Annotated in this window: 17 protein-coding genes; 9 read left to right on the top strand and 8 right to left on the bottom strand. The window is 64.8% G+C overall.

From position 1 onward, the window contains the following. Nucleotides 1-210: 210 nt before the first annotated feature. The 4 genes from PVV74_RS04875 to PVV74_RS04860 form a co-directional block, all read right to left on the bottom strand. Nucleotides 211-1449 (bottom strand): aspartate kinase, encoded by a 1239-nt coding sequence (locus PVV74_RS04875; RefSeq protein ID WP_103762372.1) that lies wholly within the window; start codon nucleotides 1447-1449, stop codon nucleotides 211-213. Between the two features lie 142 nt (nucleotides 1450-1591). Then, complete coding sequence (locus PVV74_RS04870; RefSeq protein WP_274592446.1) at nucleotides 1592-2236, bottom strand: SDR family NAD(P)-dependent oxidoreductase; 645 nt, start codon at nucleotides 2234-2236, stop codon at nucleotides 1592-1594. A gap of 66 nt (nucleotides 2237-2302) precedes the next feature. After that, nucleotides 2303-2764: a DUF1178 family protein gene (locus tag PVV74_RS04865; RefSeq protein WP_274592445.1), complete on the bottom strand. Its 462-nt coding sequence runs from the start codon at nucleotides 2762-2764 to the stop codon at nucleotides 2303-2305. 78 nt (nucleotides 2765-2842) lie between these two features. Further along, nucleotides 2843-3313, bottom strand: coding sequence for an NUDIX hydrolase (locus tag PVV74_RS04860; RefSeq protein ID WP_274592444.1), 471 nt, complete (start codon nucleotides 3311-3313; stop codon nucleotides 2843-2845). Nucleotides 3314-3512: 199 nt separating this feature from the next. On the opposite strand from PVV74_RS04860, the gene modA reads away from it, so the two are divergent. From modA to PVV74_RS04830, 6 genes are all read left to right on the top strand, one after another. Continuing rightward, entirely contained in the window at nucleotides 3513-4274 is a 762-nt protein-coding gene (gene modA, locus PVV74_RS04855) for a molybdate ABC transporter substrate-binding protein (RefSeq protein WP_274592443.1), read from the top strand. After that, nucleotides 4271-4975, top strand: a complete 705-nt coding sequence (gene modB / locus PVV74_RS04850) for a molybdate ABC transporter permease subunit (RefSeq protein ID WP_274592442.1) — start codon at nucleotides 4271-4273, stop codon at nucleotides 4973-4975. Before modA ends, modB begins: the two co-directional genes overlap by 4 nt. Further along, nucleotides 4972-6078, top strand: a complete 1107-nt coding sequence (modC, locus tag PVV74_RS04845) for a molybdenum ABC transporter ATP-binding protein (protein WP_274592441.1) — start codon at nucleotides 4972-4974, stop codon at nucleotides 6076-6078. Before modB ends, modC begins: the two co-directional genes overlap by 4 nt. A gap of 100 nt (nucleotides 6079-6178) precedes the next feature. Next, nucleotides 6179-6343 (top strand): hypothetical protein, encoded by a 165-nt coding sequence (locus PVV74_RS04840; protein WP_170067151.1) that lies wholly within the window; start codon nucleotides 6179-6181, stop codon nucleotides 6341-6343. A gap of 20 nt (nucleotides 6344-6363) precedes the next feature. Then, the gene (gene hemP / locus PVV74_RS04835) at nucleotides 6364-6516 is read left to right on the top strand and encodes a hemin uptake protein HemP (RefSeq protein WP_371931639.1); all 153 of its coding nucleotides are present in this window, start codon (nucleotides 6364-6366) and stop codon (nucleotides 6514-6516) included. Nucleotides 6517-6620: 104 nt separating this feature from the next. Further along, on the top strand, nucleotides 6621-8285 hold the full coding sequence (locus PVV74_RS04830; RefSeq protein WP_274592440.1) for an ABC transporter permease: 1665 nt from the start codon (nucleotides 6621-6623) through the stop codon (nucleotides 8283-8285). 143 nt (nucleotides 8286-8428) lie between these two features. On the opposite strand, the gene PVV74_RS04825 is transcribed toward PVV74_RS04830, so the two are convergent. Beyond that, nucleotides 8429-9775: an NAD(P)-binding domain-containing protein gene (locus PVV74_RS04825; RefSeq protein WP_103762378.1), complete on the bottom strand. Its 1347-nt coding sequence runs from the start codon at nucleotides 9773-9775 to the stop codon at nucleotides 8429-8431. 103 nt (nucleotides 9776-9878) lie between these two features. Between PVV74_RS04825 and PVV74_RS04820 the strand changes: the two genes are divergently transcribed. Beyond that, the gene (locus PVV74_RS04820) at nucleotides 9879-11213 is read left to right on the top strand and encodes an ABC transporter substrate-binding protein (protein ID WP_274592439.1); all 1335 of its coding nucleotides are present in this window, start codon (nucleotides 9879-9881) and stop codon (nucleotides 11211-11213) included. 180 nt (nucleotides 11214-11393) lie between these two features. Here the strand turns inward: PVV74_RS04820 and PVV74_RS04815 are convergent, their stop codons facing one another. Next, the gene (locus PVV74_RS04815; protein WP_103762380.1) at nucleotides 11394-12122 is read right to left on the bottom strand and encodes a FadR/GntR family transcriptional regulator; all 729 of its coding nucleotides are present in this window, start codon (nucleotides 12120-12122) and stop codon (nucleotides 11394-11396) included. A gap of 94 nt (nucleotides 12123-12216) precedes the next feature. Here PVV74_RS04815 and PVV74_RS04810 point away from each other — a divergent pair, with 94 nt between their 5' ends. Then, the gene (locus PVV74_RS04810; RefSeq protein WP_274592438.1) at nucleotides 12217-12699 is read left to right on the top strand and encodes a thioesterase family protein; all 483 of its coding nucleotides are present in this window, start codon (nucleotides 12217-12219) and stop codon (nucleotides 12697-12699) included. A 187-nt stretch (nucleotides 12700-12886) separates the two neighbouring features. Here PVV74_RS04810 and gatB read toward each other — a convergent pair whose 3' ends face one another. After that, complete coding sequence (gene gatB, locus PVV74_RS04805; protein ID WP_274592437.1) at nucleotides 12887-14398, bottom strand: Asp-tRNA(Asn)/Glu-tRNA(Gln) amidotransferase subunit GatB; 1512 nt, start codon at nucleotides 14396-14398, stop codon at nucleotides 12887-12889. A 174-nt stretch (nucleotides 14399-14572) separates the two neighbouring features. Between gatB and PVV74_RS04800 the strand changes: the two genes are divergently transcribed. Next, nucleotides 14573-15808: a T6SS phospholipase effector Tle1-like catalytic domain-containing protein gene (locus tag PVV74_RS04800; RefSeq protein WP_274592436.1), complete on the top strand. Its 1236-nt coding sequence runs from the start codon at nucleotides 14573-14575 to the stop codon at nucleotides 15806-15808. 355 nt (nucleotides 15809-16163) lie between these two features. On the opposite strand, the gene PVV74_RS04795 is transcribed toward PVV74_RS04800, so the two are convergent. Beyond that, nucleotides 16164-17471, bottom strand: a complete 1308-nt coding sequence (locus tag PVV74_RS04795; RefSeq protein ID WP_274592435.1) for a hypothetical protein — start codon at nucleotides 17469-17471, stop codon at nucleotides 16164-16166. Nucleotides 17472-17589 lie beyond the last annotated feature (118 nt).

Genomic DNA, 17589 nt, shown 5'->3' with positions numbered 1-17589 from the left:
CGTCCTGTTCGTTCCGGTGGCGAGCGCGGTCATGTCGCATGATCCGTCGGTGAGTCCGACGGGGCGTGGTGCCGAGCTTGAGCGGTTGATCGGCGTGATGCTGGACCGGCTGGGCGAGGCGACAACCGTGCTGGTGTTCGCCGGGCTGGCGTCGGTGGGTGTGCTGTTTCACCTGGCACTGGCGCGGCGGCCCCGAGGCCGCGCGCGGGGTCAGGCGGTCTTGTCCAGCTCGAACGCGTCGTGCAGCGATTGCACGGCCAGTTCCATGTACTTGCGGTCGATCAGCACCGAGATCTTGATCTCGGAGGTCGAGATGACCTTGATGTTGATTCCCTCGTCCCGCAGCGTCTGGAACATCTTGGCGGCGACACCAGACTGGCTGCGCATGCCGATGCCCACCGCCGAGATCTTGGCCACGTTGGTGTCTGCCACGAGGTCGTGAAAGTTGATCTCGCCGCGGTCCTTGGCGCCCTGCAGGGCCTTCTCGGCACGCGCCACCTGGTTGGTGGGGCAGGAAAAGGTCATGTCGGTGCGACCTTCCTCGGAAATGTTCTGAATGATCATGTCGACGTTGACGCCCGCATCCGACAGCGGGCCGAAGATGGCGGCGGCGATGCCGGGGCGGTCGGCCACCGAGATCAGGGTCATCTTCGCCTCGTCGCGGGAATAGGCGATGCCGTTGACCACGTTTGATTCCATGATTTCCTCCTCGGCGCAGACCAGGGTTCCTGCGTCGTCCGATTGTTCCTCGAAGCTTGATAGCACGCGCAGGCGCACGTTGTAGCGCATCGCCAGCTCGACCGAGCGGGTCTGAAGGACCTTGGCCCCCAGGCTTGCCAGCTCCAGCATCTCCTCGAAGGCGATGCGGTCGAGCTTGCGCGCCTTGTCGGTGATGCGCGGGTCGGTGGTGTAGACGCCGTCGACGTCCGTGTAGATGTCGCAGCGCTCTGCGCCGAAGGCGGCGGCGAAAGCCACCGCTGTCGTGTCAGAGCCGCCCCGGCCCAGCGTGGTGATGCGGCCCTCGGGGCTGATTCCCTGAAAGCCCGCGACCACGGCCACCTGCATGCCTTCGCCGAACTTGGCGTTGATGTTGTCGGTGGGAATTTCCTCGATCCGGGCGGCGGAATGGGCCGAGTTCGTCTTCAGCGGCACCTGCCAGCCCTGCCAGCTGCGGGCCGGGATATCCATTTCCTGCAAGGTCAGCGCCATGAGGCCGGCGGTGACCACCTCGCCCGAGCTGACCACGGCGTCGTATTCGCGGGCATCGTACATCGGCGAGATCTCGTCCACCCAGCCCACCAGTTCGTTGGTGCGCCCGGCCATGGCCGAGACGATGACGATCACGTCGTATCCCTTGGCCACTTCGACGCCGACGCGTTTCGCCGCCCGGCGGATGCGGTCGATATTGGCCACCGAGGTGCCGCCGAATTTCATCACGAGCAGGGGCATGGCTGCGTCCTTGGGTCAGATCGCAGGTGCTTTACGCGCGTGCGCGGCGAAGGGCAAGAGCCGAGCGTGCGCGCCGCGCGCCCAAGAAAATTCGTACGAATTTTCTTGGGCGCTTTCTGTGTCAAAGAAAATGCGGCCTAGATCAGTACGGGTGATCTTTACCATCCCAGGTCTGGAAACATCCGGTGGTCTCGAGATCCAGCGCGTCGAACCGCTGAACCAGCCCGGATGCGGCCTCGTCCATGGAAATGTCGGCGCTGTCGCCGCCCATGTCCGTCCGCACCCAGCCGGGATGATAGATGCCCACGGCCAGCCCCAGCGGGGCGAGGTCCGTGGCGAGGTTGCGCCCGAGGTTCAGTGCCGCGGCCTTGGAGGCGCGATAGATGTAACTGCCACCCGGGGCGCGTTCGTCACTGGCCATCTGGCTGGAGATGACCGCGATCTTGCCTGCGTGGGCGGCCTGAAGACAGGGCAGAAGGGTCTGCACCGTCAGGAACACGCCGGTGACGTTCGCGGCGAAGCTGTCGGCCCACATCTTTGTCGGATACCCGTCGGGCAGCGCCTCGCCCTTGTCCAGGTAAACGCCCGCATTGCAAACCAGCAGGTCAACCGGCGTGCCGTCAAGCCGTGCGGCGAAGGCGCGGTGACTGGCGGGGTCGGTCACGTCCAGCGTGTGGTCGGACTTGGGGTCGCGCGAGGTGCCGGTGACGGTTTCGCCACGCTGACTGAACCGGTCCGCGAGGGCGGCGCCGATCCCGCGGTTGGCGCCTGTGATCACGACATGCATGGGACGTCCTTTTGTGGTGAAGGTGAAAACGCTTGCCTCACGGGAGAGCGGAGACAAGGCAAAAGATCAATTCGCTTTGCGGCGCGGCACGAAAGGCAGGGGCAAGACGGGCACACCATCGTCGATCAGCTTGCGAGCCTCCTCGGGCTTCGCCTCGCCATAGATGGCGCGGTTGGGCGTCAGGCCATCATGCATGTCGCGGGCCTGTGCCGCGAATTCGAGGCCGACATATTCCGAGTTTTTCTCGATCTGGGTTCTGAGTTCGGCAATGGCCTTGCCACGGGGATCGGTCGGGACCGAAAGGCGCGATGGTTCAGTGTCGGGGGCGGCCGATGTCGGTGCAGGTACGGGGGCGGCATTGCGGCTGGCGCGGACGCTGGGGGCCATCAACGCCTTTGTCACCGAGTCCGAGCCGCAGACGGCGCAAGAGACCATGCCGGCGGCGTCGAGCTTGTCGAACGCTTCGGCAGACTGGAACCAGCTTTCGAACTGGTGATCCTGATTACATTTGAGGGTGAACTTGATCACCTGGTTGCTCCGCTGCGAAACCACTCGTGAAAATAGGCGGAATGCAGTAAAAATCAAGTCGGGCGAGTGATTTACACGTCAGAGGCGATGGGGGTCGAATGACTTCAAGAGATGCGCCAGTTCCGGCTCGCCGACGCGCTTGGCGGCTTTCTTGAGGCTCATCCAGCGGCGCTTGCGTTGACCGGCCTCTGGGAAGTCGTCAAGCAAGGCATCGACCTTGACGGGATAGACCAACACGACGCAAGGCAGCTTGTCGGCCGCGCCGACGCCCTTGGAATAGGAAAACAGCGCAAGACAGGTGCCGGTCACCTTGCCGCGCACGCCGGCCTCTTCCCAGGCTTCGCGCAGGGCGCTTTCCCCCGGTGTTTTGCCTTCCATCGGCCAGCCCTTGGGAATGATCCAGCGGCCCGTGCGCCGCGACGTGATCAGAAGGACCTGCGGCTTGCCCCCCTTCATGCGGTAGCACAGCGCGCCGAACTGGCTGCGCACATCGCGCTTGTCCGCGATCCGCAGCGAGAGTGGAAGCTGATCTTTGCCCTGTAAGGTCATTGGGGTATCTCTGGTGCCCACCTGCTCAGACCGAAACGTATATACGTAGTATTAACATGATTATCGCTGGTTCACATGAAATTTCGATGATGGTCTGAAAAAAACACTTCGGACCGTGTCGGCGGGGTCATGTCCTGTACAACAGGCGGGGCGTCAGGCGGGTCTTGTGTCGCATCCTCAAGTGCAGGATACTTGGGACATGATACGGATTTTCGGCGTTTTCACAATCATTTGCACGGTCCTTGCCAGTGTCGGGGCGGCCCGGTCCGACGGGCCGGTGACGATCTTTGCGGCGGCGTCGTTGCGCGGCGCGCTGGAGGCGGCGCTGGACGGGTCCGGGGTCGACGCCCGCGTGTCCTATGGCGGGTCGGGGACCATGGCGCGGCAGGTGGCGCAGGGCGCCCCGGCGGACGTGGTGATTCTGGCCAACGTGGCCTGGATGGATTGGCTGGAAGAGAATGGCCATATTGCGGTTTCGACGCGCAAGGACCTGTTGGGCAACCGGCTGGTTCTGGTGGGGCCGCGGTGCGCGGAAGATCTGGGCGAGCTGAACGTCGACACCCTGCTGGAGCGTCTGGGTTCGGGGCGGCTGGCCGTGGGGCATACGGAGGCGGTGCCGGCCGGCATATACGCGCGGGAATGGATGCAGGCGGCTGGCTTTTGGGAGGCACTGCGCCCCCAGCTGGCCGAGACGGAAAATGTCCGCGCCGCGCTTGCCCTTGTGTCGCGCGGCGAGGTGCCGTTGGGCGTGGTTTATGCCAGCGATGCGCAAGCCGATCCGGGGGTGCAGGTCCTGGCCCGGATCGACCCGGAATTGCACGCGCCGATTGTCTATCCCTTGGCGCTGGTCACGGGGCGGGGCAGCGGTGGCGCGCGGGCCGTGCTTGAACATCTGGCCTCCAAAAGCGCCGGTGACGCCTTTGTCGCGCATGGCTTTACCCGTCTCGGGGACTCGCCATGACCCTTGGCCTTGGCGAGGCTGAGTGGGCCGCGCTGACGCTGTCTCTGAAAGTGTCGGCATGGGCCGTGGCGATCAGCCTGCCGCCGGCCATCGCGGTGGCTTGGGTGCTTGCCCGGAAGAGGTTTCCGGGCAAGGCGCTGCTGAGTGCGCTGGTGCATCTGCCGCTGGTTCTGCCACCGGTGGTGACCGGGTACTTGCTGCTGCTGACATTCGGGGCGAACGGCGTCGTTGGCCGGGTGCTGGCGGACTGGGGCATCGTGCTGGCCTTTCGCTGGACCGGGGCGGCGCTGGCAGCGGGGATCATGGGATTTCCACTGATGGTGCGGGCGATTCGGCTGGCGATCGAGGCGGTGGACCCCAAGCTGGAGGAGGCGGCCGAGACGTTGGGCGCGGGGCGGGCGGCACGGTTTCGCACGGTAACGCTGCCGCTGATCGCGCCGGGGATCCTGGCGGGGGTTGTGCTGGGGTTTGCCAAGGCGATGGGAGAGTTCGGCGCGACCATAACATTTGTTGCCAACATCCCCGGTGAGACCCAGACGTTGCCATCGGCAGTTTACGCCTTCCTGCAGGTGCCGGGCGGCGAGGCGGCGGCGATCCGACTTGTCGTGCTGGCGATCATCGTGGCGCTTGGCGCGGTCCTGGCGTCGGAATGGCTGGCCCGGCGCGTGGCGCGGCGCATCGGGCAGGAGGCACCGCGATGAGCCTGAGCGTCGAGATCGGGCATCGGTTTCCGGGACTGGACCTGGATGTGGCGTTCCAGGCCGGCGCCGGGGTGACCGCGCTTTTCGGGCCATCGGGCGCCGGGAAATCCAGCGTCGTCAATGCGATCGCCGGGCTGTTGCGGCCTGATGCCGGGCGGGTCGCGCTGGCCGACACGGTATTGTTCGACGGCGCCCAAGGGGTGCATCTGCCGGCGGCGCGACGGCGCATTGGTTACGTTTTTCAGGACGGGCGGCTGTTTCCACATATGAGCGTCGGGACCAATATTGAATACGGGGCGCGGTTCGTACCGGGGGGGCTGGACCGCACAGAGATGGAACGGGTCGTGGCGCTGTTGGGGCTGGAGGCGCTGCTGGAGCGCCGGCCCGGCACGTTGTCGGGCGGCGAAAAACAGCGGGTCGCGCTGGCGCGAGCGTGGTTGTCGCGGCCGCGTTTGCTGTTGATGGACGAGCCCTTGGCGGCGCTGGACGAGCCGCGCAAGGACGAGATCTTCCCCTACCTGGAACGGATGCGCGACGTGGCGCAGGTGCCGATCGTCTACGTGTCGCACAATCTTGCCGAGGTGGCGCGGCTGGCCGACGAGCTGGTGGTGATGCAGCGCGGGCAGGTGGTGCTGTCGGGCAGGGCCGAGGCGGTGCTGAGCGACCCCAAGGCGCTGCCGCTGGTGGGAATCAGGGAGGCGGGTGCGATCCTGCCTGCGCGCGTGGCCGAGCACGGGCCGGACGGTTTGAGCCGTTTGGCGTTGTCGGGGGGCGAGTTGTTGTTGCCCGGAGTGGTGGCGCCGGAGGGCAGCACGATCCGGCTGCGGGTGCTGGCGCAGGATGTTCTGCTGTCGAAGGCGGCGCCCGAGGGCCTGTCGTCGCACAATGTACTGCCTGTCGCGGTTATGGCGCTGCATCGCGGGATGGGGCCGGGCGTTGCGGTGCAGCTCTGCGCGGGCGACGATGTGTTCCTGGCACGGATCACGCAACGGGCGGCGACCGAGATGGGGCTTGAGCCTGGCATGACATGCTTTGCGATCCTGAACGCAACCGCGATTCCGCGTGGCAGCATCGGCGGCGCGGCGGGTGTGTCGCCGGGTTAAAATCCGACCGTTGACTTTTCTGACTAAATCAATCAGAAATATCTAAAGCCAGCCTGCAAGGTCAGCCATCCCCCGAAATCGCAAGCAATGGAGCGCGATCATGCGTGTGATGCCTCACCCCGAAAGTGCTGGCCGAGAGCCGCGGCAAAAACTGTTGCCGGAACCCCGTTCCTTCACCCTTCTCGAAGCCGCAATGACAAGCGGGCTGTGCCTTGACCTTATGCTGGAGCGGCTGTTGCAGACCGCCGGGGAGCCGGGGGCATGATCCGCGCGCAGACAAAGGAGATGCCGCAGCTTGTTGCGGCAAGCGAGGCGGGCGACACCGCGCATGATGCCCGCGAGCTGACGCGCGGGCAAACGACCGCGCAGATCACGCTGGATGGCAAGGTCTACACTTTGCGGATCACGCGCGCGGGCAAGCTTATCCTGACGAAGTGACGTCCCGGCGCCGGGCCGGGTAAACCATTATCGTCAGGTTTCTGCTGGCAAGTTCGGCCCGGATGTGGCAGCGAAAGGCGGTCGTTTTCAAGGGGACCCGCCGGATGTCCGAAAGCTTGCTGCATCGCCTGGCCTGGATCATCGTCGCGCTCTGCGTGGCGCCTATCCTCGCGTCGGCGCTGGCGGCGTTCACCGGTGATCTGGATACGTGGCGCAACGTGCTGTCCAGCGTCCTGCCGCGATACACCGCGACGACGCTGATCCTTGTGGTGGTGGTGGGCGTGTCCACGGCCGTGATCGGGTCGGTCACCGCGTGGTTGGTGACTGTCTATCGCTTTCCCGGGCATCGCTGGCTGGAGATCGCGCTGGCGCTGCCGCTGGCCTTTCCGGCCTACGTTCTGGCCTATGCCTATACCTATCTGCTGGACCATCCTGGCCCGGTTCAGACGCTGCTGCGCGACGTCACGGGATGGGGTCCGCGCGACTATTGGTTTCCCGAAATCCGAAGCCTGGGCGGTGCGGCGCTGATGCTGATCATCGTACTTTATCCTTATGTCTACCTGCTGGCGCGGGCGTCCTTCCGGCAGCAATCGTCGAACGCCTTTCTTGTGGCGCGGACATTGGGGCAGTCCCCGATGAAGGCGTTCTGGCGCGTGGCGTTGCCCATGGCACGGCCCGCCATCGCGGGGGGCGCGCTGCTGGCGGTGATGGAGACGATTGCGGATTATGGCACGGTTGCCTTCTTCAACGTGCAGACCTTTGCCACGGGAATCTACCAAGCGTGGTTTTCGCTGGGGGACCGGCCCGCGGCGGCGCAACTGTCGCTGTGCCTGCTGATGTTCGCCCTGCTGGTGGCGGGGTTGGAGCGGGCACAGCGGGGCCGGGCGCAGACGGCAGGCCGGGGCGCCCGGTTCGAAGCGCTGGAGAAGCCGCGCCTGACGGGCGGTGCGGGATGGATCGCGACGCTGATCTGTGTCGTTCCCGTACTCTTGGGCTTTATCGTGCCGGTAATCATGCTGGGGACGATGGCCGTCGGCTCGGGCCAGAACCTGTTCGCGGCGCGTTATATCGGGTTCATGCAGAACTCGGTGGTGCTTGCCACGGTGGCGTCGGTTCTGACGGTGCTGGGCGCGATCCTGATCGGCTTCCGCGCCCGGACCCGCCCCACAAAGGGCAGCAAGGCGCTGGTGGTTGGCGCCGGGCTGGGATACGCGGTGCCGGGGGGCGTCATCGCCGTGGGGCTGATGGTGCCGATGGCCGCGCTCGACAACCTGATCGACAGGTTCATGGAAGGTAACTTCGGGATCGACACGGGGCTGCTGATCACCGGGTCGATCTGGTTGATGGTGCTGGCCTACATGACGCGGTTCATGGCCGCGGCCCTGAACGCCTATGACAGCGGCATGGCGACGGTGCCGGGGCATTTCGATGCCATCGGGCGGTCACTGGGGCAGTCGGGGCCGAAGCTGTTGATGCGGGTGCATCTGCCGGTGGCGCGGTCCTCGGTGCTGACGGCGCTCTTGATCGTGTTCGTGGACGTGATGAAGGAATTGCCCGCCACGCTGATCCTGCATCCGTTCAACTTTCAGACGCTTGCGGTACAGGCGCACCGGCTGGCCGCGGATGAACGGCTGCACGAGGCGGCGGTGCCGTCACTGGTGCTGGTGGCGTTCGGGCTGTTGCCGGTGATCGTGCTGTGCCGGTCAATCGGACGTGAGGAGCCCGGGCGCCGGGCGGCGCGACTGGGGGCTGCGGTCAAAGCTGGGTAAAGCGGTTTCGCCGCGGGCTGCGCCCGCACCGACCGGGGCGAGAGGCGCTGCCTCTCGCGCTCTCCGGGATATTTCTGGCCAGAGGAAGAGCCGTGCCAGCGAATGCGCCGGCCCGCGGCATGGCGAGCCGGCGCATAATCGGTTCAGCTGGTTTGCAGGTAGCTTTCCAGACTGTCGTCCAGCGCGTCCTTCCACGGGGTGTGGTGCGCGGGCGCCTGCTTGTTGGTCATGGGCGAGACATAGCCGTGGTCGCGGAAGGCCATGATGTCCTTCTTCTTGTGCTTTTTCCAGGCATAGAACTGCTGGCAGGCCATCTCGAGGTCAAAGCTGGGATAGTCGGTTTCGGCGATCAGCTCCTCGATATAGTCGCCCTGGTAGCGGATGCAGGCGTAATCGTCCTCGAGCGCATCCTCGTCGGCCTGGCGTTTCTTCCAGTCGGCCTCCATCGTGGCTTTGTCGGGCAGGGCGATCTTGCCCATGATGCAGTCGCGCACCCACCAGGCCTGGGCGTCGAACATGTTGAAGGTGAACCACTGGTCCTGCATGCCGAGGTAGAACATCTTGGGGTTCTCGATCCAGACGACGCCCTTGTAGAGATCGTCGGACGCCAGCCGGTTGGCGGTCTTCAGGCGCAGGTCGTCGGGCAGGAACGGGAAGTGGTGCTTGTAGCCGGTGCACAGGATGATGGCGTCCACCTCGCGGGTGTGACCGTCGGAGAAATAGGCGGTCTTGCCGTCGACCTTTTCCAGCGCCGGAACCTCGTCCCAGTTGTCGGGCCAGTCATAGCCCATGGGGCCGGAGCGATAGCAGGTGGTGATCGAGTTGGCGCCGTATTTCCAGCATTGCGAGCCGATATCCTCGGCCGAGTAGGAGGAGCCCATCAGCAGGATGTCCTTGCCCTCGAACTCGCGGGCATCGCGGAAGTCGTGGGCGTGCAGGATGCGGCCGTTGAACGTGTCGAAGCCCGGGTAGTGGGGCACGTTGGGCGTGGAGAAGTGGCCGGTGGCGACGATGACGTTGTCGAACTCTTCCGTCGTTTCCTTGTCGGCCTTGGAATCGCGGGCGGTGATCGTGAACTTCTCGGTCTTGTCGTCGTAGCGCACGTCGCGGACCACGTTATTGAAGCGGATCCAGTCGCGCACGCCGGCCTTTTTCACGCGGCCCTCGATATAGTCGAAGAGCACGGCGCGGGGCGGGTAGCTGGCGATCTCCTTGCCGAAATGTTCGTCGAACGTGTAGTCGGCGAATTCCAGACCTTCCTTGGGGCCGTTGGACCACAGGTAGCGGTACATCGAACCATGGCAGGGCTCGCCATCCTCGGCGACGCCGGTGCGCCAGGTGTAGTTCCACAGGCCGCCCCAGTCGCTTTGTTTCTCATAGCAGACGATGTCGGGGATCTCGGCGCCCTTGTCTGCAGCGGATTGGAACGCGCGCAATTGCGCCAGTCCGGACGGTCCCGCGCCGATGACGGCAACTCTTTTCTTGGCCATTCTATTTTATCTCCCTAGATTGGTGTGGACCAATTATTGACTTTGGTTCTTTTGGTTCCTTTTACTAAGCCAAAGACTGGACCAGTCTGTCAAGGATTCCTTAATGGAGCGTGCGGTGGCCGCGGAAACATCTAGTTTTGCTCAAAGATTGGCCCTTTCGGGGGTGATGCCACGCCTGTCGGTGGGCATGGCGCGGACGGTAGATATCGGTTTTCTGGCGCCATTGTCGGGCCAGGCCGAAAGCTGGGGCCTGCCCGGATTGCAGGGCTGCCGCATCTGGGAGCGGTGGTTGAACAACGCGGGCGGCGTACTGATCGGGGGGCGGCGTTACCCGATCCGGATTCATGCATTCGATTGTGGAGAAAGCGTTGACGCGGCGCGCGAGGGGGCGCAGGCGCTACTGCGCGAGCATGACATCAAGCTTATGATGATGCTGGGCGGGGACGCCTATCGCGCCGTGGGCCAGAGCCTGATGGACAAGCGGATCCTGACTTCGACCCTGTTGCCGTCGGACCTGTCGCCGGACGCGCCCTACCTGATCGCGCCGTCGGAGGTTCATCCGGTCTACGTGGTGACCGGCGTGGAGTGGCTGAGAAGGCAACGCCCGGAGCTGAAGACCGTTGCGCTGTGCGCACAGCAGGACGGGATGGGCCTGCCGTCGCTGGCGACCTACCGCGCGGCGTTCAAGGCGGCGGGAATCGAGATCGTGCACGAGGTGCAGTACCCCGCGGAAGGCGCGCCGGCGGAGAACGTGGTGGGGCCGATGCTGGCCGCGAAACCGGACATCCTGTGCTGGTGCACGAGCTATACGCCGATGGTGCACGCCATGACGGAATACGCGCATGCCAATGGATTCAAAGGACAAATCCTGTCCTGCACCTGCGATCACTACGACCGGCTGGTCGAGCGGTTGGGTGCGGATTTCATGGAGGGGCTGGTGTTCCAGTTTCCGGATTTCGACGATCCGGCGTTGAGCGAGAAGGCGTTTTTCTTCAACCAGCCGAATGCGTTTTACGAGGAATACAATGCGCTTTACCCCGACAGCTGGACCGCGGTGAGCTGGGAATATGCGGCGATCCTGGATATCTGGCATGCCGCCGTGGAAAAGGCCGACAGCGTCGCGCCGGCAAGCGTGCTGGCGGCGATGAAACAACTGGGCGAGGTGACCCACGCCTTCGGCCCCGCCGAGTGGTGGGGGGCGGAGGTGTTCGGGATCGACAACGCGCTGGTCGGCGACTGGCCGGTGGTGCGGATCGAGGAAGGGCGAGCCCGGGTCGTGGCGTTCGGATCGGTGCCGGGATGGCTGCGGCGCTACGAGGACCTGCTGCGTGCCGAGATGCAGGACCTTGGGCAGATGTGGCAGCAGCGGTTGTCTTATGAGCGGGTGCTGGCGCTGGGGGCGCGGGTGGTGCAGGACGAGGACGCGACTCAAAGGTAAACGCGATCCGAACCCCGAAAACCCGCGTCGGTATCACGTCGGTATGTCCGACTGTATTGCGTCGGTGCGATACTGCGACCCCTTGGTGTGAACAGAGCGCGCGGCGCAAAAGTTTTCTGAAAACTTTTGCCAAGACTTTTTGAAAAGTCTTGGCCCTGCGTTAACCGGGGTTAATGCGCGTCAATCGTCTTGCAGAAGCAGTTTCTGTTCCTCGACGAGATGCAGCTTGATGAACTCCACCGCCTGACCGACATCGCGCGAGGCGATGGCGTTGTAGAGCGTGTTGTAGCGTTTCTGGTACTCCTGCATCCGGCGCGGCGTGAGCGCGCGGCGGCGCAGGCGGGTGCGATAGCTTTCGTGGTAGGTGTCGATGGCCAGCCGGTAGCACGAGGCCAGAAGCGCGTTGCCGGTGCCTTCGGCGATCTGGATGTAGAGCTGTTCCTCGAGCGCGATGAAGGCGTCGATATCGGTGGTCACGGTTTCGATCCGCGACAGGGTTTCGGACAGTGCGGTAAGCATGCGCGGCGTCATGTTCACCACGGCCAGCCGGACAATCTCGGGTTCCAGGATGCCACGGACGACGAGGTGATCGAGGGGGCTGGTCTCGCCGGCGACGGAATCGGGCGAGGGGACGGTCTGGGGCGTGGAGCGGTAGGTGACGAAACTGCCGGCCCCGGGGCGGCGGCGGATCACGTCCTGGCCTTCGAGCACGTCGAGCGCCTCTCGCACGGTGTTGCGGGCGACGCCCAGTTCGGCGGCCAGTGTGCGCTCGGACGGCAGGCGGGTGTCGCGGGGATATTCCTCGGACTTGATGCGTGCGAAGAGCGTGTCGACGACGATCTGCACGGTGGCGCCAACCGGGTGGGCGAGGCGCAGTTCGGGGGCGGTGTCTTCGGTTTGTGTGCTCATCGGACCAGACCAATTTAGGTGTAACTGGTATAAATTGGTCTGGTGGGCGCGTAAAGCGTGGTCATGCCCGCCACCCGCGTGATATGCGGGGCGCATGAGCGAACCTGCACCTTTCCTGTCCAGCTTCCAGACCGTCGAGGCGGACTGGATCGACTATAACGAGCATATGAACATGGGCTATTACACCGTCCTGTTCGACCGCGCCGCCGACGAGGCCTATGCCGAGATCGGTTTCGGGCCGGACTATCGTGCCGCCAGCGGGTGCACCACCTATACGGCGGAGTTCCATGTGCGCTATCTGCGCGAGCTGAAGTTGGGCGACCGGGTGCAGGGCGCGTTTCGCATCCTCGATCACGACGAGAAGCGATTTCACAGCTTCCAGGAGCTGATCCGTGAGGATGGTACCGTGGTGGCCACGGGCGAGGGGGTTGCGCTGCACGTGGACCAGTCGGGGCCGAAGGTGGCGCCGATGCCGGGTGAGCTTCTGTCGCGGTTGCGCACGGTGGCCGAGGCCCATGCGACATTGCCGCGCCCCGAGGCGGCGGGACGCGGCATCGGGCTGCGGCGCCGCGGCTAGCGTCGGCTCCCGGCGCCGAGGGTCTATGTCAGAAAAGCTTCGTAGAATTTTATCACAGAATAGCGCATGGTGACCGACGGCTTTATCGGGGTGCCCCGGGCGCGAGCTGGCAGTGCTGTGGTGTAAGGCCCAGAAAATTCGTACGAATTTTCTGGGCCTTGGAATTTTCGTATGAAAATTCCGGTAGTCAGAGCCCGAGCTTCTGCGCCACGATCTCGTTGACGGCCTTGGGGTTGGCCTTGCCGCCCGTGGCCTTCATCACCTGGCCGACGAACCAGCCGGCGAGCTTGGGGTTCTGCTTGGCCTTTTCGACCTGCGCCGGGTTGTCGGCGATGATCTGGTCGACCGCTGCCTCGATCGCGCCGGTATCGGTGACCTGCTTCATGCCGCGCTCTTCGACGATTTTTTCGGGGTCTCCGCCCTCGGTATAGACGATCTCGAAGAGGTCCTTGGCGATCTTGCCCGAGATGGCGTCGGAGGCGATGAGATCGACGATGCCGCCCAGCTGCGCGGGCGACACCGGGCTTTCGGTTATGGCGTGGTCGTCCTTCTTGAGGCGGCCGAAAAGCTCGTTGATGACCCAGTTCGCGGTCAGCTTGCCGTCGCGGCTCGCGGCGGCTTCCTCGAAGAAGGCGGCGTTTTCATGCTCGGCGGTCAGGACGTTGGCGTCATATTCCGACAGGCCGAAATCCTTGACGAAGCGCGCCTTTTTCTCGTCGGGCAGTTCGGGCAGGGACGCGGCGATGTCGTCGATCCAGCCCTGTTCGATTTCCAGCGGCAGGAGGTCGGGGTCAGGGAAGTAGCGGTAATCATGCGCCTCTTCCTTGGAGCGCATCGAGCGGGTTTCGTTCTTGTCCGGATCGTAAAGCCGGGTTTCCTGGTCCACCTTGCCGCCGGATTCCACGATGGCGATCTGGCGGCGGGCCTCGACGTCGATGGCCATCTGGATGAAGCGCATGGAGTTCATGTTCTTGATCTCGCAGCGGGTGCCCAGATGAGAGAAATCGCCCGTTTCACGGTATTTCTCATACGCCCCCGGCTGGCAGATCGACACGTTGACGTCCGCGCGCAGGTTGCCGTTCTGCATGTTGCCATCGCACGTCCCGAGATAGCGCAGGATCTGGCGCAGCTTGCCCACGTAGGCGGCGGCCTCTTCGGGGCCGCGGATATCGGGCCGGCTGACGATTTCCATCAGGCACACGCCGGTGCGGTTGAGATCGACGAAGGACATGGCGGGGTCCATGTCGTGGATCGACTTACCCGCGTCCTGTTCCATGTGGATGCGTTCGATCCGCACCAGGCGGGCGATGCCCGGCTCCATGTCCACGAGGATCTCGCCTTCGCCCACCAGCGGCTCGTAGAGCTGGGAGATCTGGTAGCCCTGCGGCAGGTCGGGGTAGAAGTAGTTCTTGCGGTCGAAGGCGGATTTCAGGTTGATCTGCGCCTTGAGGCCAAGGCCGGTACGCACGGCCTGTTCGACGCAGAATTCGTTGATCACGGGCAGCATGCCGGGCATGGCGGCGTCGACGAAGGCGACGTTGGAATTTGGCTCGGCGCCAAAGCGGGTGGAGGCGCCGGAAAAGAGCTTGGCGTTCGAGGCGACCTGGGCGTGGACCTCCATCCCGATGACGAGTTCCCAGTCCTGTTTCGCCCCGGCGATCACCTTGGGTTTCGGGGTCTCATAGGTCAGGTCCAGCATGTCTGCGCGCTCCGTTCACGGTATCAGCGCGGTTCTAGGCCAGAGCGCAGGCGCGGGCAAGGGCGTCTGCGCGACGGGCTTGGCGGAAGTGCGGTTGAGCGTTAGACTGGTCGCATTGATTTAAGGTTGTGCCGGTTTTTTCGCCAGAATTCTTTTCAGCACGAAGGTCCGCCCATGCCGAAAAACATCATCCTGCTCTGCGACGGGACGTCGAACGAGATTGCCCGCAACCGGACCAATATCCTGCGGCTTTATGGCTGTCTGAAGAAGGACGAGCACCAGCTGGTGTTCTACGATCCCGGGGTGGGAACTTTCGGGGCGGAAAACGCCTGGCTGTCCTTCTGGCGCCGGGCGGTGGAGGTCTTTGGGCTGATCACGGGCTGGGGGCTGGATGCCAACGTGAAGGAGGCCTACCGCTTTCTGGTGGAGCATTACGATGACGGCAAACGCGAGAACGAGACCGACGAGGAGCCGGACCGCATCTATATCATCGGGTTCAGCCGAGGCGCCTATACCGCCCGGGTGCTGGCGGGTTTCATCCACGCGCTGGGGCTGATCGACGCGCGGAACCTGAACCTGTTGAATTATGCCTACCGGGCCTACAAGAATATCGGCCGGACGACGGGGCGGGACGTGACCGACGCGCGGGAGCCGGAGCGCAACCCCTTCGCCGAGGTGCGGCTGTTCGAGCGGATGCTGCGGCCACGGCGGCCCGCGATCCGGGCGCTGGGCCTTTTTGACACGGTGGGGTCGGTGATCGAATGGAGCGCGCGATTGCCGCGCATCCGCAACCATGCGCATGTGTCCGAGAACCCTTCGGTGCGGTCGGTGCGCCACGCGCTGGCGATCGACGAGCGGCGGACGATGTACCTGCCGACGCCCTGGCCCGGGGGCGGCGAATACTGGGGCAGCGCGTTCCGGCCCCGCGACGAGAGCGGGATCGCGCCGCAGGACGTGGACGAGGTATGGTTTTCCGGCGTGCATGGAGATGTGGGCGGCGGCTATCCGGAAAAGCGCAGCCAGTTGGCGAAATTTCCGCTGGCCTGGATGATCGACGAGCTGCGCCCGCTGGGGGTGACGTTCAAGGAGTCCACGGTGCGGCGGCTGGTTCTGGGAGACGATCCGGACGGGCGGTACGTCGCGCCCGACCCGCTGGCGCGGCCGAACGAGTCGATGACGTTGGGCTGGAAGCTGGTGGAGTTCCTGCCGTTCTACAAGACGCGCTACAGCCTGAGCCGGCGCAAGACGTTCCTGGGGTTCTACCTGCCGCTCTGCGAGTACCGGCATATTCCCGAGGGCGCGCGGGTGCATGCCTCGGTTTTCGTTCGGCGCGGGACGAAGGCGGATTATCCGCAGCCCAATATCCCGGAGGATCACGTGGTGGTGGGAGAGGTGGAGGGGGACGCCTGACGGCATGGAATAACGGAACGGGTCCTTGGTCGTCTAACAATGTTGCATCTCCACCGCGAAGGCGTCGTGATTACGAATTGCGGTTGTGCGGATTTCGCTGCCGTTCGCGACGGAGGCGAGCGTCAGCTCCTGGGGTGGCGATCCGACGGCAATTCGGAAGCGCTTTATGCCTGCCAGATACATCCTCGGAAGGATCGGTGCGCCCAGCCTCAGCCAAATCGCCAGCCCAAGGGAGGGGCTGGCGATGGCCGGGCCGCGTCGCGGCTGTTAACCGGCTGGGGGTTCGAGACCCGTGTCTCACAAGGGCTCATTACCGATCTGCCGGAGATGCAGCGACGATCCCGCCCATACGCTCTCAGAGCGCGGGCAGGCGGTACATGCCCTGGCGCGAGAAGGTGAGCGAGGAGCCATCGGCGATTTGTCCGGCGAAGCGCGCGGCGATGATACGAAGGGCGGTCTGGCGACCCTTGGCGATGAGCGCGCGGCGCGACGGCAGAAGTGGCGCGTGGCCCGGCATCAGGAGTGTTTGGGACCAGATCAGCGGGTGCAGTTCCTGCAGGTGATGTTCGAGGATCCAGTCGACGCAGTCGTGGATCTCGGCCCTCGTGCGGTCGGCATGGGGCGAGAGCACCCGGTCGCCCGCGCCGGGCGCCATGGCGATGGCGCAGAAGGCGGCAAGAAGATTGATGATGTGCTGGTCGTCCTTGCGGGCGAGGATGTCGCGCAGCCCTTCGATGAAGAAACCGGGTTCCAGCAAGTCCAGCGCGCGTGGCTCGAGGGACAGGGCGTCGAGATAGGCCCAGGTATAGGCACCGGCGCCCCAGGTGTCTTCGGTGCCCGCGGCGATGCGGCGGGCGGCGACCTCGAGTGCGTTGACCCCGCCGGCATAGGGCGGGAGGATGTGACGCCCCATGGCGCGGATATGGCGGTGGCCGGCGGGGTCGAGCCCGATCAGGGCCTCGTATTCCTCGGCCACGCGGCGGCCGCGCGTTTCACAGGCGGCGATCAGGGCACAGCGGGCGGCGGCGATCGAAGGCGCGTCGATGGCGGGGCCGTCATAGGGCTCCAGTATGGCGTCGGCGCTGGCGATATGCCGGGCAATGGCGCGGGCGGCGGTGGCGGGGTCGTCGCGCGCCGCGATGTTGCGCCAGGCCCAGGCGATGTCGATATGCGCGAGCGCCACGACGAGGGCCGACGGGTAGTCGCCCGGCATCTCGTCCAGCACCTCTTCCAGCGCCTCGATGGCGTCGTCGGGTAGGTGCTGGCCGTCGTGCAAGGCGTCCTCGGCGGCGGCGACGATATCACTGCGCGCGCCGGCGGCCAGCAGCAGCGAGGCGGTCTCGCCCCCCGGGGTGGCAAGGCGGGTGTGATCGGCATACTGGATCTTGTCCGACAGGGTGTCCCAGGATTCTTGCCGGGCCAGTTGCAGACCGCGGTCCTGGTGGGTGGCGCGGGCCATTTCCTCGTCCGAGACGGGCAGGGAAGGCACGATGATGCGCTTGGCCAGGGAATCGATATCCTCGGCCGCGCGACGCGGTGCCGTCCCGGCGCGGGCCGGGGCGCCGCGCGGGGCGAACCACCTGCGCAGGCCGCGCGGCGCCTTGGCGGAATGGGGGCGGGTCGCGCCGTTCTGCGCGCCGTCATGTCGGGGCTGTCGTGCCATACTTCGGCCTGCTCGTTATGTCAGGGTCTTTCTGACCCGGCAATCCGGCCAAAAAGCGGCACTGCTGCGGAGACAAGAGGGAATTTGCCTATCCCCCTTATGTTCTTGATTCGCAGGG

This window comes from Roseovarius sp. SK2 (genome assembly GCF_028807495.1).
GTDB classification, from domain to species: Bacteria; Pseudomonadota; Alphaproteobacteria; order Rhodobacterales; family Rhodobacteraceae; genus Roseovarius; species Roseovarius confluentis.
The sequence above is the reverse complement of the archived record's forward strand: the minus strand, read 5'-3'. Positions and strand labels throughout refer to the sequence as shown.

Excerpts from the sequence above, each read along its gene's own strand:
- PVV74_RS04795 (WP_274592435.1), bottom strand. The coding sequence starts at position 17,471 with ATGGCACGACAGCCCCGACATGACGGCGCGCAGAACGGCGCGACCCGC.
- gatB (WP_274592437.1), bottom strand. The coding sequence starts at position 14,398 with ATGCTGGACCTGACCTATGAGACCCCGAAACCCAAGGTGATCGCCGGG.
- PVV74_RS04815 (WP_103762380.1), bottom strand. The coding sequence starts at position 12,122 with ATGAGCACACAAACCGAAGACACCGCCCCCGAACTGCGCCTCGCCCAC.
- modB (WP_274592442.1), top strand. The coding sequence starts at position 4,271 with ATGACCCTTGGCCTTGGCGAGGCTGAGTGGGCCGCGCTGACGCTGTCT.
- PVV74_RS04840 (WP_170067151.1), top strand. The coding sequence starts at position 6,179 with ATGCGTGTGATGCCTCACCCCGAAAGTGCTGGCCGAGAGCCGCGGCAA.
- hemP (WP_371931639.1), top strand. The coding sequence starts at position 6,364 with ATGCCGCAGCTTGTTGCGGCAAGCGAGGCGGGCGACACCGCGCATGAT.
- PVV74_RS04825 (WP_103762378.1), bottom strand. The coding sequence starts at position 9,775 with ATGGCCAAGAAAAGAGTTGCCGTCATCGGCGCGGGACCGTCCGGACTG.
- modA (WP_274592443.1), top strand. The coding sequence starts at position 3,513 with ATGATACGGATTTTCGGCGTTTTCACAATCATTTGCACGGTCCTTGCC.
- PVV74_RS04820 (WP_274592439.1), top strand. The coding sequence starts at position 9,879 with ATGGAGCGTGCGGTGGCCGCGGAAACATCTAGTTTTGCTCAAAGATTG.
- PVV74_RS04800 (WP_274592436.1), top strand. The coding sequence starts at position 14,573 with ATGCCGAAAAACATCATCCTGCTCTGCGACGGGACGTCGAACGAGATT.
- PVV74_RS04810 (WP_274592438.1), top strand. The coding sequence starts at position 12,217 with ATGAGCGAACCTGCACCTTTCCTGTCCAGCTTCCAGACCGTCGAGGCG.
- PVV74_RS04860 (WP_274592444.1), bottom strand. The coding sequence starts at position 3,313 with ATGACCTTACAGGGCAAAGATCAGCTTCCACTCTCGCTGCGGATCGCG.
- PVV74_RS04875 (WP_103762372.1), bottom strand. The coding sequence starts at position 1,449 with ATGCCCCTGCTCGTGATGAAATTCGGCGGCACCTCGGTGGCCAATATC.
- PVV74_RS04870 (WP_274592446.1), bottom strand. The coding sequence starts at position 2,236 with ATGCATGTCGTGATCACAGGCGCCAACCGCGGGATCGGCGCCGCCCTC.
- modC (WP_274592441.1), top strand. The coding sequence starts at position 4,972 with ATGAGCCTGAGCGTCGAGATCGGGCATCGGTTTCCGGGACTGGACCTG.
- PVV74_RS04830 (WP_274592440.1), top strand. The coding sequence starts at position 6,621 with ATGTCCGAAAGCTTGCTGCATCGCCTGGCCTGGATCATCGTCGCGCTC.